11 protein-coding genes are annotated in these 14,392 nt (G+C 37.5%); 10 read left to right on the top strand and 1 reads right to left on the bottom strand.

The window, feature by feature from the left end; translation table 11 throughout:
- Window positions 1–329 precede the first annotated feature (329 nt).
- The gene (locus CVD27_RS26935; protein ID WP_101652419.1) at window positions 330–2,273 is read left to right on the top strand and encodes a glycoside hydrolase family 127 protein; all 1,944 of its coding nucleotides are present in this window, start codon (window positions 330–332) and stop codon (window positions 2,271–2,273) included.
- 66 nt (window positions 2,274–2,339) lie between these two features.
- Here the strand turns inward: CVD27_RS26935 and CVD27_RS26930 are convergent, their stop codons facing one another.
- Window positions 2,340–3,470: a GntR family transcriptional regulator gene (locus tag CVD27_RS26930; protein ID WP_101652265.1), complete on the bottom strand. Its 1,131-nt coding sequence runs from the start codon at window positions 3,468–3,470 to the stop codon at window positions 2,340–2,342.
- Window positions 3,471–3,909: 439 nt separating this feature from the next.
- Here CVD27_RS26930 and CVD27_RS26925 point away from each other — a divergent pair, with 439 nt between their 5' ends.
- From CVD27_RS26925 to CVD27_RS26885, 9 genes are all read left to right on the top strand, one after another.
- Entirely contained in the window at window positions 3,910–5,250 is a 1,341-nt protein-coding gene (locus CVD27_RS26925) for an ABC transporter substrate-binding protein (RefSeq protein WP_101652263.1), read from the top strand.
- A 104-nt stretch (window positions 5,251–5,354) separates the two neighbouring features.
- Window positions 5,355–6,290 (top strand): carbohydrate ABC transporter permease, encoded by a 936-nt coding sequence (locus tag CVD27_RS26920; RefSeq protein ID WP_219621339.1) that lies wholly within the window; start codon window positions 5,355–5,357, stop codon window positions 6,288–6,290.
- Window position 6,291: 1 nt separating this feature from the next.
- Entirely contained in the window at window positions 6,292–7,131 is an 840-nt protein-coding gene (locus CVD27_RS26915) for a carbohydrate ABC transporter permease (RefSeq protein ID WP_101652261.1), read from the top strand.
- Window positions 7,132–7,158: 27 nt separating this feature from the next.
- Entirely contained in the window at window positions 7,159–7,818 is a 660-nt protein-coding gene (locus CVD27_RS26910) for a YesL family protein (protein WP_101652258.1), read from the top strand.
- A gap of 250 nt (window positions 7,819–8,068) precedes the next feature.
- Entirely contained in the window at window positions 8,069–9,667 is a 1,599-nt protein-coding gene (locus CVD27_RS26905) for a xylulokinase (protein ID WP_101652256.1), read from the top strand.
- A 378-nt stretch (window positions 9,668–10,045) separates the two neighbouring features.
- The gene (araD, locus tag CVD27_RS26900) at window positions 10,046–10,741 is read left to right on the top strand and encodes an L-ribulose-5-phosphate 4-epimerase (RefSeq protein ID WP_101652255.1); all 696 of its coding nucleotides are present in this window, start codon (window positions 10,046–10,048) and stop codon (window positions 10,739–10,741) included.
- A 109-nt stretch (window positions 10,742–10,850) separates the two neighbouring features.
- Window positions 10,851–12,338, top strand: a complete 1,488-nt coding sequence (araA, locus tag CVD27_RS26895) for an L-arabinose isomerase (protein ID WP_101652253.1) — start codon at window positions 10,851–10,853, stop codon at window positions 12,336–12,338.
- Window positions 12,339–12,489: 151 nt separating this feature from the next.
- Window positions 12,490–13,992: an alpha-N-arabinofuranosidase gene (locus CVD27_RS26890; RefSeq protein ID WP_257984506.1), complete on the top strand. Its 1,503-nt coding sequence runs from the start codon at window positions 12,490–12,492 to the stop codon at window positions 13,990–13,992.
- A gap of 17 nt (window positions 13,993–14,009) precedes the next feature.
- Window positions 14,010–14,282 (top strand): DUF6171 family protein, encoded by a 273-nt coding sequence (locus tag CVD27_RS26885; RefSeq protein WP_257984505.1) that lies wholly within the window; start codon window positions 14,010–14,012, stop codon window positions 14,280–14,282.
- Window positions 14,283–14,392 lie beyond the last annotated feature (110 nt).

Raw genomic sequence — 14,392 nt, 5'->3', positions numbered from 1 at the left:
TATATAAAATCTAATGTGTACTAGTTAATTAAAGATGATCCTTCATTTACTTTTCTAGTTTGAATTGTTAATTTAACCTGTTATATAGATGGTTTCATTACATCCATAAACAATCTCTTCCTTAGTGTGTGATATATTATAAATTTAGGTTCAATTTTATTATTTATCAGAAATTTTTTGCGTGCTAAAATCACGTTATAAAGCTTAATAAATGAAGGAATTAGCTTGCTTTTTATATGATATTACTTTTCTGCAAGAAAGGAAAGTATCTTTGGAAAATTGTAAAAACTGTTCATAAAAGAAGGGATGAGGCACTAGTGAAAGTAGCAATGAAGGTAACAACCCCAGTCAAGCATGTTTTAGTAGAAGATCATTTCTGGAAAAAGTATAAACAAATTGTTGCAAATGAGGTGATTCCTTATCAGTGGAAAGCGTTAAATGATGAACTTCCAAATACAGAACCAAGTCATGCGATCGAAAATTTTAGAATTGCGGCGGGAGAGTCTAACGGTGAATTTTATGGAACCGTTTTCCAAGACAGTGATGTCGCCAAATGGTTAGAAACAGTAGCTTATAGTTTACGAGACAATCCAAATCCTGAATTAGAGAAAAAAGCAGACGAAGTTATTTCCTTATTAGGAAGATCCCAGGCAGCGGATGGCTATCTTAATACGTATTACCTATTAAAGGAGCCGAATAATCGTTGGACAAATTTAAGGGACAATCACGAATTATATTGTGCCGGACATTTTATTGAAGCGGCAGTGGCCTACAATGAAACAACAGGGAAAAATGAATTTCTAAGTATCATGGAGAAATATGTACATTTAATTGACCAAGTATTTGGAACGGAAGAAGGTAAAATAAAGGGCTATCCAGGTCATGAGGAAATCGAATTAGCATTAGTAAAACTATTCGATGTAACTCAAAATGAAAAATACCTAAGATTAGCTCAATATTTTATTAATCAACGTGGACAAGAACCCATTTATTTCAGAGAAGAGGCAGAGAAAAGAAAAAAAATTGATACGGCATCAACTTGGAATGATGAAAAGAATATAAATTTTGGTTTAGGATTTGAGTACCAACAAGCACATCAACCAGTCAGAGAACAAAAAGAAGCCGTTGGTCACGCCGTAAGAGCGGTATATTTATATATTGCAATGGCTGATCTAGCAGCAAAGACAGGAGATTCTTCTCTAAAAGAAACCTGTGAGATACTTTGGGATGATGTGGTTAAAAATAAGATGTACATTACTGCAGGCATTGGATCAGCAGTCAATGGGGAAGCTTTTACATGTAATCATGATCTGCCTAATGACAGTATGTATTGCGAGACTTGTGCATCTGTGGGTTTAGCTTTTTGGGCAAACCGTATGCTTCGCTTGGATGCTAATCGTAAATACGCAGATGTTTTAGAGAGGGCCATTTATAATGGAACATTAAGTGGAATGGACCTAGATGGTAAACGTTTCTTCTATGTAAATCCGTTAGAAGTAAATCCTTTTCAACATGTAAGAAAAGACCAGCAACACGTGAAGGTTGAACGACAAAAATGGTTTTTCTGTGCATGCTGTCCACCGAATTTGGCGCGGATGATTGCATCTGTGGAAGATAACATCTATACCCAAACAGATGATACACTATATACACATTTATATGTTGCAGGAAAAGTAGAGACGACTTTGTCTGGTAAGAAAATAGAAATCACACAATCTCATCAATATCCTTGGGATGGAGATATTGCCTTAACGGTAAATACGGGCGAACCAGCACATTTCAACTTAGCATTAAGAATACCTGGCTGGTGTCAAAATGCCGTTGTCAAAGTAAATGGTCAGCTAATTTCTTTGGATAGGCTTGAAAAAGGGTACTTAATCATCGAACGGGTTTGGCAACAAGGAGATAGCGTTTCCCTTCATTTGGATATGCAAGTGAAGCGAATGAGAAGTCATCCACTAGTATCTATGAATCAAGGTCAATCGGCATTACAACGTGGTCCAATTGTTTATTGTATTGAAGAAGTAGATAATGGGGCAAATCTTGCTGGACTTCGTCTCCCGAAAGAAAGCGAGATTACTAGTCAGTTTAAAGAAGACGTTCTAAATGGGGTGGTAATCCTGACAGCTGATGGATATCGAGTGGCACCATCGAACGAATTGTATAGTTCTGAGCAGATGGAGTTAGTACCTCAAAAGATAACTGCTGTTCCTTACTATGCTTGGTGCAACCGTGGAACTGGAGAAATGCGTGTTTGGATCTATGAATCTTAATAGTTAATACGAAAAACCTCCATTCAACAATGGAGGTTTTTCATTAAAGTGTAAAAATTTGAAATGTCATGAAACAATACAATCATTTTTAAGAAAAGATGAAGAATTCCTTATTACCAACTCAGGCTCAAATACGGTTGCCTGTGGCTCGTTACCCTCCTGGTTTCTGTTTTCAACAGCAGATACAATCCATTTGGCCGCCTGTATACCTAACTCAATTTTTGGATGGGTAACACTGGTCAGTTCTGTTGCTTCAGCTAAAAACGAATCATCAAATCCCACAATGGAAATGTCCCCAGGTACACTTAGGCCTAACTCTCTAAGACAATTCAATACGGAAACGGCTATTTGATCATTATAGCAGATGATTCCAGTAGGCATTTCCTCAGAGGTCGATAGTAGTTTTCTCACTTTATCAATTAAAACATCATTCTGTTCTTCTGTTGAATAATTTATCATCATCTCTGCTGATAGTGGAATGTTATTTTCTCTATGTGCCTCAATAAACCCTTGCATACGATAAATCCCTTGCAAGTCATCTGCTTTAAAAATCCCAATAATTTTATGATGGCCGAGTTCAATTAAATGTTCTGCAGCTAAAAATCCACCTTTTTGGTCATTGACGATGATATGTGGCGGGACCAATTGAGGGTAGAATTGGTTAATCATTAAGTAGGGTATCTTATTTTGTTCCAGCTCTAAGAAAAAATTAATATTCGGGTTGAAGCTGCCGCTTTTGGTAGGTTCTACAATAAGCCCGTCGATATTTCTGCTAAGCATGCTCTGGAGACATTGCTTTTCTTTCTCTATATCATTATCTGTACAAGCAAAAGTTAATGAATAACCTTGTTCGGTTAAATACGATTCAATTCCTTTAATGATAGAGGGGAAAATATAATCGGATATGTAGGTCGTAATCACACCGATATTTTTTCTATTAGTATTTTGGGTTTTGTTTTCGGGGAGTTTATGATGCAATCGTTGACCTGAACAAAAGGTCCCGGCACCTTGCTCTCTATATAACCACCCCTCATGAACCAAGTCACCAATAGCTTGTCTAATGGTATGTCTGCTTACACCAAACTTTTTGACCAGTTCATTCTCAGAATATATTTTCTCGCCAGGCCCCACTTGACCACTTGTGATCCATTCAGTGATTTTTTCTTTCACCATATTATATTTTGTTTTTTGTGCCATCTAATTGCACCTCCTTTTCCTGTACGCACAATTCAGAACTTATACTTACAAGTATCTTGTAAGACTAATAATAACAAAAAAATGATTCATTTACCATTGAAAAAATTAGAAAATTACCATTGTTTTTTTATGAATTTGGTAACTCTATAAAGATATTAATTCCGTTTGTCATAAATCGTCAGTTTATTCCAAAAATCGTATTGACATGTACGAACGAGTGAATTAATATTAAGGCAAGGAATACGCTTTCATTTGTCTTTTTGATCACAATTTTAATAAGATAAGGAGGAAATTAATAGATAAGTAATATCATATACGTACAATTTGAAGACAACTAAGAATTCTTTTTATCTGTAACTAGTATTACCAATTTTAAACGATTTTGCTTTGGAACATGTAAGGCCTAAGATTAAAATTAATTTAACATGAGGTGTATACAATGAAAAAAGAGTTTGCTAGTCCTCGTAAATTATTATCTGCACTATTAATATTTTTCCTTGTCTCATCTTTAGTATTGGCGGGTTGTAGTTCGAAGAATTCTTCAGCCGAGACTAAAACAAAAGATGGAAAAACAAAATATACGATGTGGACCTTTGTACAGGTACATGCTGATTATTGGAAAGATGCAGCGGAAACTTGGAACAAAAATCACCCTAAACAACAAATTGAATTAAAAATCAACGTTTTACCTTTCGATCAAATGAACCAAAAGTTACAAGTGGCATTGAACTCAGGCAATGGCGGTCCAGATATTGCCGATGTTGAAATTGGTCAATTCGCAAAGTATACAAAATCTAACAACCCTCCTTTTAAAGACATGACGAAAGAAGTTGAACCTTTCGTACCGAATCTAGTGAAATCACGTACTGATAACTACACTGTTAATGGTAAAGTCTATGGTTTAGATTACCATGTAGGAACTACTCTTGTTTATTACAATATGGATATTATGAATAAAGCTGGTATTGATCCTGCAACCATAAAAACATGGGATGATTATCTTAACGCTGGAAAAATTGTGAAAGAAAAAACTGGAAAGTACATGACTTCAGTTGAAACAAGTGCTGGATTTGTTTTTACAGCCATGGTAGCTCAACAAAAATCTGATTTAGTAAAAGATGGTAAATCTAACCTTAGTGCACCAGATAATGTAAAGGCCCTTCAAACAATTCAAAGTATGCTTAAAACTGGAATTGCAAAAACGGCTGAGGGTGGACACCAAGATAATGAGGAATACTATGCAGCCTTCAACAAAGGTGAATATGCATCTGTTGTCATGCCAGCATGGTACATGAGCCGTATGGTTGGTTTCATGCCTAAGCTTAAAGGAAAAATTCATATAACTGGTCTTCCAATCTTCAAAGAGGGCGATTTACGCTCTGCTGGACTAGGTGGAACAGCAACTGTTGTAACAAATCAAGCTCATGACACTGCGTTAGCTAAAAAATTCGTGGTAGAGTCAAAAGCAGGAAAAGAAGGTTCTATTAAAACTTGGACAATTCTTGGTTTTGACCCAATTCGCTCAGATGTTTGGACAAGTGAAGAATTAGCGGCACCAAATAAATTTACTGATTACTTTGGAACAGATATTTTCAAGCAAATGGCTGTATTCAAAGATGAAGTTGGTGGATTAAGCATTACCAACAATAGTTACCCTATTATTAATGATGAATTCCTAACCAACGGTTTGCCTAAAATTATGAAAAAACAGGCTAATGTAGAGGAGACTCTAAAAGCACTTGATGCAGCAGCAGATAAACGGATTGCTGCAGGGAAGTAATAGTCATTACTAATCGGAAGGAGGAGGGAGGCTTTCCCTCCTTCTTCTGTAACATTCACTAGACAGATGTTATGCCCCAATCGAACTTAAAGGAGTGAATTAGTATGTCCTCGAGCATGGTACAAGTTGAAAAAAAACCGAATTTAACAGCGGATCATAAGAAAAAGATTAACATGCAAAAGATTGCTCCCTATATTTTTGTCTCACCGTTCATTATTGTCTTTGTCCTCTTTTCTTTATATCCATTCATTAATTCTATCATTATGAGTTTTCAAAGAATTGAAGGATTGAATGAATCTACCTTTATAGGATTACAAAACTATCAACGTTTGATTTCTGACCCGGTATTCTATAAGGCATTATGGAATGTTGTCAGATATACATTTTGGACCATTCTTATCTTAATTCCATTACCTCTGATTCTTGCCATTGTTATGAATCATGAAAACACAAAATTCAAAGCTCTATTCAGATCGGTATTTTTTCTGCCGGTTTTAACTTCAACCGTTATTGTAGGATTAGTATTTAAATTCGCCTTCAGTAAAGAATCTACTGGTGTATTTAATAGCTTTATCAGTCACTTTGGGTTTGGACCTGTTGATTGGTTAAATGGTTCTGGCACTGGTATGTTTGCTCTGGTACTTGTTTGTGTATGGCGTTGGATGGGTGTTAATATGATCTACTTTTTATCCGGACTGCAAAGTATACCAAAGGACCTTTATGAATGTGCCGAAATTGATGGTGCAACTACATGGGTTAAATTTAAAAATATCACACTGCCAATGGTAAAACCAATCACAACTTATGTTTTAACAATTTCCATTCTAGGTGGATTCTCTCTCTTTAATGAAACTTATGTTTACTGGGGGCCTGCATCGCCAGATAATATTGGTACAACGTTTTTAACCTACATTTATAAATCAGCCTTTAGTGATGGAGACTTGGGTTATGCATGTACGTTGGGTGTTGGTATGTTTGTTATCGTGGTTGTGATCAATTTAATTCAAGTTTCAGTAAGAGGCTTATTTAAGGAGGATTAATATGAAAACCAGAAAAAGAATCTCATCTATTATCACAACCGTAGTGCTCGCTATTGTTGGATTTCTTATCCTAATCCCTTTTTGGTTTTTATTGATTTCTTCATTTAAAAATTCAGCCGATATATTTGGACAAGGGTTGAATATTCATTTAGATTTCTCAAAAATGAGCTTTAGTAACTACGGAAAACTATTAACAAACAACGACGGAATCTTTTTTACATGGTTTAAAAATAGTGCCATGATCACCATTGTACAAACATTGGCCGTACTGGCGTTATGTTCAATGGTCGGATATGGGTTGGCTCAATACAGATTTAAAGGCAGAAATTTCATTTTTATGCTTGTCTTGATTATGTTAATGGTACCTGGGGATATATTGTTAATTCCAATGTACAAATTAATCACTAATATGGGGTTAATGGATACCTTTGCAGGGGTTATTTTACCTGGTGTCATACCTCCTGCCACCGTTTTCTTTTTTAGACAATATGCGATTGGGATCCCACATGACTTTGCAGAGGCTGCCAGAATCGATGGAGCAGGCGAGTTTCGTATCTTTTTCCAAATTTATGCTCCAATGATGAAACCTGCTTTTGGTGCTATGACCATTATGACATCAATGGGAGCATGGAATAATTTCCTTTGGCCATTAATCGTCATGAGATCAGATGAAAACCTTGTAATTCCTGCTGGATTGCTGACAGCTATGACGCCTTACGGAAACAATTACGATATTGTATTCTCAGGATCCATGATGTCAATTATTCCAATCATTATTCTTTTCTTATTCAATCAAAAGTCATTTATTTCTGGTATGACAATCGGCGGGGTAAAAGGTTAATTTTAGTATTAGAAGAGGTGTTAATGCATGAACAACAAAAACTTATTCGTTAAGGCTACTAATATGGGTTGGACACTATTTGTAATCGGCATTTGTGCTTTGGTAACGAGTAGTTTACTTGTCTTTCTTATCCTAAGTGTCAAATTAAATGCAATAACACTTGTGTTTTATTTAATAAGTTTGTTATTAGTCGGTCCAACCATGGGAGCAATTTTTCAGACCGTCTTTCAAACCCTAAATGAAACGGATAGTAACGTGATTAAAACGTATTTTCATTACTATTTAAGTGGTTTCAAGTCCTCCATGTTGTTATGGCTGCCTTATTATTTCTTATTGGTCATTTTGTGGGCAGATCTCTATTTTGTATCTTTAAACGGTAAGGGAGCCATATTAATACCTCTTTTATTACTAATTCTGATCCTATCAATGATTAGTTACGTGTATTCACTAATTCTCTATAGCAAATTTGTGATGAAAATAAAGGATATTATAAGATTTTCATTGTTTTTAGTAATCAATCGACCATTTAAATCATTAACCATCATATTGTTACTTCTAGCACTTTATCAATTCTATAAACATTTCGGTGATTTTGCTATATTTTGGGGATTCCCGCTATTTTCAATGCTTTCATTTCAGTTTTTACGCAAATTGTTAGTGCAGATTGAAATGAAATATGTTAACTAGTATTTAGATTGGTAAAGTACATGCCATTCAAAAAGGATACTGGAAGGTTTTTATTAATTAGTTATTGGAAATCAATTAGAAAAGTGCTAGAATCAAGGTTGAGGTTATACGTACAAGTACGGATGGATTAATGAGTTATAAGGATAACTAATAATGGTATCAGGGCAGCAATACCGATGCTGTAAATTGAACTGGATAATATCTATTCAGCCAAATTAAAGAAGTTTCTATAAAATAAGGTGGGATTTAAATGCGTTTTGATGTGAAAAATGCCATTCAAAGTGGTAAGACAGTACTTGGTATCGAACTTGGTTCAACCAGGATTAAGGCAGTTCTCCTTGGAGAAGATAATGCACCGATCGCATCTGGCAGCCATGACTGGGAAAACAGCTATGTGAACAATATCTGGACTTATAGCCTTGAGGATATTTGGAAGGGCATACAAGACAGCTATCGCAAAATGGCCCAAGAGGTAAAACAGCAATTTGGTGTTACCATTCAAACTGTTGGAGCAATCGGTTTTAGTGCGATGATGCATGGTTATATGACTTTCGACAAAGATGGAGAACTTCTGGTACCATTTCGAACCTGGCGTAACAATATTACCGAACAGTCTTCGAAAATACTGACAGAACTGTTTAACTTTCACATTCCTCAAAGATGGAGTATTGCTCATCTGTATCAGGCAATCTTGAATCAGGAAAAACATATTTCTGACATTAGCTTCCAGACAACTCTGGCGGGTTATATCCATTGGAAACTGACAGGAGAAAAGGTTTTGGGAGTTGGGGAAGCATCCGGTGTATTTCCAATTGACTTGAATACGAAGAACTTTAATCAAACCATGATCAATCAATTCAATGAAATAATTGCACCTCATAACCTGTCTTGGAAACTTGAAGATATCCTGCCTAAGGTATTGGTAGCGGGTGAAAACGCCGGTGTACTTACAGAAGAAGGGGCAAAACTTTTGGATGTTTCCGGTGACCTACAGGCTGGTATTCCACTTTGTCCGCCGGAAGGTGATGCAGGAACAGGTATGGTCGCAACAAATAGTGTAGCGAAGCGTACAGGTAATGTCTCAGCCGGAACTTCTGTATTTGCAATGGTTGTACTGGAAAAAGAACTCTCCAAAGCTTATTCCGAGATTGACCTTGTTACCACACCTACTGGTAATCTGGTAGCGATGGCCCATTCCAACAATTGTTCTTCAGACCTGAATGCATGGGTCAAATTGTTTGATGAATTTTCAAAAGTCATGGGAATGGATGTTGACGTGAATAAATTATATGGAACTCTATTTAATTTGGCCCTTCAAGGGGATCCGGATTGCGGCGGCTTACTAGCTTATGGTTATCTTTCCGGTGAACACATTACTCACTTTGAAGAAGGCCGTCCATTGTTTGTCCGTTCTTCTGAAAGCAATTTCAACCTGGCTAATTTCATGCGTGTACATTTATATACAGCATTGGGCGCGCTGAAGATTGGTATGGATATTCTTCTTAAACAAGAAGCAGTGGAACTGGATGTAATCCTGGGTCATGGCGGCTTGTTTAAGACAAAAGGTGTTGGACAGAACATCATGGCAGCTGCTCTCAATGTTCCTGTTTCGGTTATGGAAACGGCAGGAGAGGGCGGAGCATGGGGGATCGCCTTACTTGCGTCTTATATGAAAAACAAATCCAATAATGAAACGTTGGAAGAGTATCTAAGCCACAATGTATTTTCAGAAAGAGCTGGTACGACTGTGTCTCCTGTTTCAAAGGATGTTGAGGGCTTCGAGCGGTTTATGAAACGTTATACAAACGGACTTGAAATCGAAAGAGCAGCAGTACTCAATTTAAAGTAAATAGGAAAAAACGTAATAAATTTTAAAAATACCATTGAAAAAAAACAGAGAGATGGTAAAATTTATTCAAGGTTATACGTACAAGTTGTAGTTGCTCGCATGACTTGTCAATTAAGGATAAGGCTGTCACCATTATAAACTATCTTGTACGTATAATAGATAATTATATTTAATAGAGTGATTGAATAAGTTATTAATCATTTATGGAATAAGAAAAATTTTTATTAGATTTGTAAACGTATTCTTATCTAGGACAGGTGGATTTTATTTAATTTGAAACCCTATGAAGTCTATTTTGATCAGGGTGAGGAGCCCTGTGATGAAAATGATTGAGATGATTAAGTAAGCACATTAGAGAAGAGGGAGGAAGAAAACCCTATGTTAGAAAGATTGAAAAGAGAGGTTCTCGAAGCTAACTTAGCTCTTCCAGAACATGGATTAGTTACGTTTACTTGGGGAAATGTAAGCGGGATTGACCGTGAAACAGGCCTTGTCGTTATTAAACCAAGTGGTGTACCTTACGATGAATTGAAAATTGATGATCTTGTTGTATTAGATTTAGATGGAAACATTGTTGAGGGGAGCTTAAGACCTTCTTCTGATACGCCAACACACCTTGCATTGTATCGGGCATTCCCTCAAATCGGCGGTATTGTTCATACGCACTCTCCGGGTGCAACAAGCTGGGCGCAGGCTGGACGTCCAATTCCTGCCCTTGGTACGACACATGCGGATTATTTTTACGGGGAAATTCCTGTTACACGCACCCTCACTCAAGAAGAAATTGAACGAGGCTATGAGCTGGAAACAGGAAATGTCATTATCGAAACTTTTGAAAAGGAAGGACTCGACCCTGTTGCCATGCCTGGTGTTTTACTCTCAGGGCATGCTCCATTTGCTTGGGGGAAAAATGCGGACCAAGCGGTTCACAATGCAGTGGTTCTAGAAGAAGTGGCCAAAATGGCTTTAAATACGTTTATGTTAAACCCGCAAATTAAACCTATTGATCAATTCCTGCTTGATAAGCATTATCTTCGCAAGCATGGTGCAAATGCATACTACGGACAAAAGTAGGTTCTAGAGGATTTAAAATGCCATCCGAGATAACTTGTACGGATGTATGGTTAAAAGTGCAAAATAATAATTTGCTAGAAAATACATTCAATACTTAGGAGGAATTACCTTGTTAACTACAAAAGCTTATGAATTCTGGTTTGTTACAGGAAGTCAATTATTATACGGAGAAGATGTACTTCGACAAGTGGAGGAAAACTCAAAAACCATCGTAAACGGGTTGGCTGATGATTCTGCTTTAACATATAAGTTGATTTTTAAATCAGTGGTAAAAGATTCTGATTCCATTCGCAAATTAATTCTAGAAGCAAATGCTGATGAAAATTGTGCTGGTATCATTACTTGGATGCACACTTTCTCACCATCAAAAATGTGGATCGCTGGTCTGTCTGCACTTCAAAAGCCGTACTTACATTTAGCAACACAATTTAACCGTGATATTCCATGGGATTCAATCGATATGGATTTCATGAACTTGAACCAAGCAGCACATGGTGACCGTGAACATGGATTCATCGCGGCACGCATGAACGTGAAGCGTAAGGTCGTCGTAGGTCATTGGGAAAACCCGGAAGTAAGAGAGCGTATTGGCAGCTGGATGAGAACAGCAGCTGCATTCCAAGAAAGCAAATCTCTTAAAGTTGCAAGATTTGGAGATAACATGCGTGAAGTAGCCGTAACAGAAGGTGACAAGGTAGAAGCTCAAATCAAGTTTGGCTGGACTGTAAATGGTTATGGTGTAGGCGATCTTGTTCAACGTATAAATGAAGTAACCGAACAAGAACTTGACCAATTAATGGCTGAGTATGAAGAGAAGTATGACATTACTCCTGAAGGGCTTACTGATGGTCCGGTAAGAGATTCTATCCGTTATCAAGCTAGAATCGAGCTTGGAATGAAAGCATTCTTAACAGAAGGCGGATATACTGCATTCACTACTACTTTTGAAGATTTACATGGTATCCGTCAGCTTCCTGGTTTAGCGGTGCAGCGTTTAATGGAGCAAGGCTATGGTTTTGCTGGTGAAGGAGACTGGAAAACTGCTGCTCTTGTAAGATTGATGAAAATTATTGCCGGTAATGAAGGAACTTCCTTTATGGAAGATTATACGTATCATTTTGAACCAGGAAATGAAATGGTTCTTGGTTCTCACATGCTTGAAGTTTGCCCAACCATCTCTGCCACTCGTCCGAAAATCGAGGTTCATCCACTTGGAATCGGCGGTAAAGAAGATCCTGCACGAATTGTATTTGATGGAAAAGGCGGCTGCTCAGCATTGAATGCAACTATCGTGGACCTTGGACATCGTTTCCGTCTACTTGTGAATGAAGTGGATGCGGTCCAGATAGAAAAGGATATGCCAAAGCTTCCTGTTGCACGGGTATTATGGAAGACGCAGCCATCGTTAAGCCAAGCAGTTGAAAACTGGATTCAAGCTGGAGGGGCTCACCATACAGGATTCTCTTATAAGGTTACGACTGAACAACTTAGAGACTTTGCTGAACTAGCAGGAATCGAGTTCCTTTTAATTAACAATGACACAAACACTCATGCATTCAATAACGAAATCCGCTGGAATAACGTTATTTTTCGTTAAACTTTTTTGAAAAACTTTAAATCTACATTAAATGAAAACATCAGGGCTATTAAAAGATTAATAGCCCTGATGTTAAGTTGGGATTTACATTTCAATGTTACCAATTATACAAGAGTTGTAAACTCCTTTTAATACTTATCACTCTAATAAAATGGAGGCGTTACCATTGGCGAATCAAGTCATTATCAACACTGATATCCAAAAAGGGAAAATCAATAAAAATATCTATGGTCATTTTGCAGAACACCTTGGAAGATGCATTTATGAAGGTATTTGGGTGGGAGAGGATTCTTCCATTCCCAATACAAAAGGGATTCGTAATGATGTATTAGCGGCATTACAGAACATTAAAGTACCAGTCCTTCGTTGGCCGGGCGGATGTTTTGCCGATGAATATCACTGGAAGGATGGTATTGGTCCTAAGGAAAACCGTAAACGCATGGTTAATACTCACTGGGGCGGTGTTGTAGAAAACAACCATTTTGGTACGCACGAGTTCATGCTTCTATGTGAGTTATTAGAGTGTGAACCATACATTTGCGGAAATGTTGGTAGTGGAACCGTTCAAGAGATGTCTGAATGGGTTGAATACATGACATTTGAAGGCGAATCACCAATGGCGAACTGGCGCCGTGAAAATGGACGCGAGGAACCTTGGAAGTTAAAGTATTTCGGTGTAGGTAACGAAAACTGGGGCTGCGGCGGAAATATGCGTCCTGAATATTATGCTGACCTATATCGAAGATACCAAACGTATGTAAGAAATTATGGAAATAACAAAGTATATAAAATTGCTGGCGGCGCTAATGTCGATGACTATAACTGGACAGAAGTATTAATGAAAAATGCCCACTGGTTAATGGATGGCCTGAGCCTTCACTACTACACGGTTCCGGGAGACTTCTGGTTAGGAAAAGGCTCTGCTGTTGATTTTCCTGAAGACGAGTGGTTTATTACCATGAAAAAAGCACTTCATATGGATGAATTAATTACAAAGCATAGCACCATTATGGATAAGTACGATCCACAAAAACGCATTGGCATGATTATTGATGAGTGGGGCACATGGTTTGATGTAGAGCCAGGTACAAACCCAGGGTTCCTATATCAGCAAAATACCATCCGTGACGCATTAGTAGCTGGATTACATTTCAACATCTTCCATAACCATGCAGACCGCGTCCAAATGACAAACATTGCTCAAACGGTAAACGTATTGCAATCGATGATTCTTACTGAAGGAGAGAAGATGATTCTTACTCCAACTTATCATGTATTTGATATGTATAAGGTTCACCAGGATGCTGAGCTATTAGCTGTTGATTCATCATTTGGCACCTATGAGCTTAATGGTGAAACATTACCACAGGTAACTGTATCCGCATCCAAAAATGCGGAAGGAAAGATTCATGTCAGCCTATGTAATATCGACCACCAAAATGGAGCTGAAGTAGATTTAGAGCTTCGCGGCCTAAATGCTGCAAATACAAAGGTGTCAGGCACCATTATCACTGCGGAGACGATGAATGCTCATAACACTTTTGAACAGCCTGATACAGTGAAACCAACTGAATTTACAGGTGCTGCAGTTGCAAATAATAAATTAGCTATTAAACTACCAGCTATGTCTGTTGTAACATTAGTAATTGAATAAATAAGGAGGGAATTACAGTGAATCAAAATAGTCTATGCAAAGGCTGCGTGGAAAGTGTAATGGTAACGGAAGAGGTTATCCAAGAGTTAGTAAAAGAAGCGGAAGAGAACCCATCTGTTATTGTTTCTGACGAGGTCTACCTAGCAAGATTAAAGACTTGTGAAAGCTGTCCTTCCCTTCAATATGGGACCACTTGTGCGCATAGCGGCTGTATCGTCCGCTATCGGGCCAAGTTTAAAAACAAAGGCTGTCCATTGGCAGGTAAGCCAAAATGGGAAAAGGTCGGTTAACTGTTAATAAATAATGTAGTCTGATTAGCAAAACGTAAGTAATTATGTTATTCCATATCCTTTTGATCAGGTAGATTGAAAGGATATGGAACATTTTTGTATTTGGCTGA

This window comes from Neobacillus cucumis (assembly GCF_002860255.1).
Classification (GTDB): domain Bacteria; phylum Bacillota; class Bacilli; order Bacillales; family Cytobacillaceae; genus Neobacillus; species Neobacillus cucumis_A.
The sequence above is the reverse complement of the archived record's forward strand: the minus strand, read 5'-3'. Positions and strand labels throughout refer to the sequence as shown.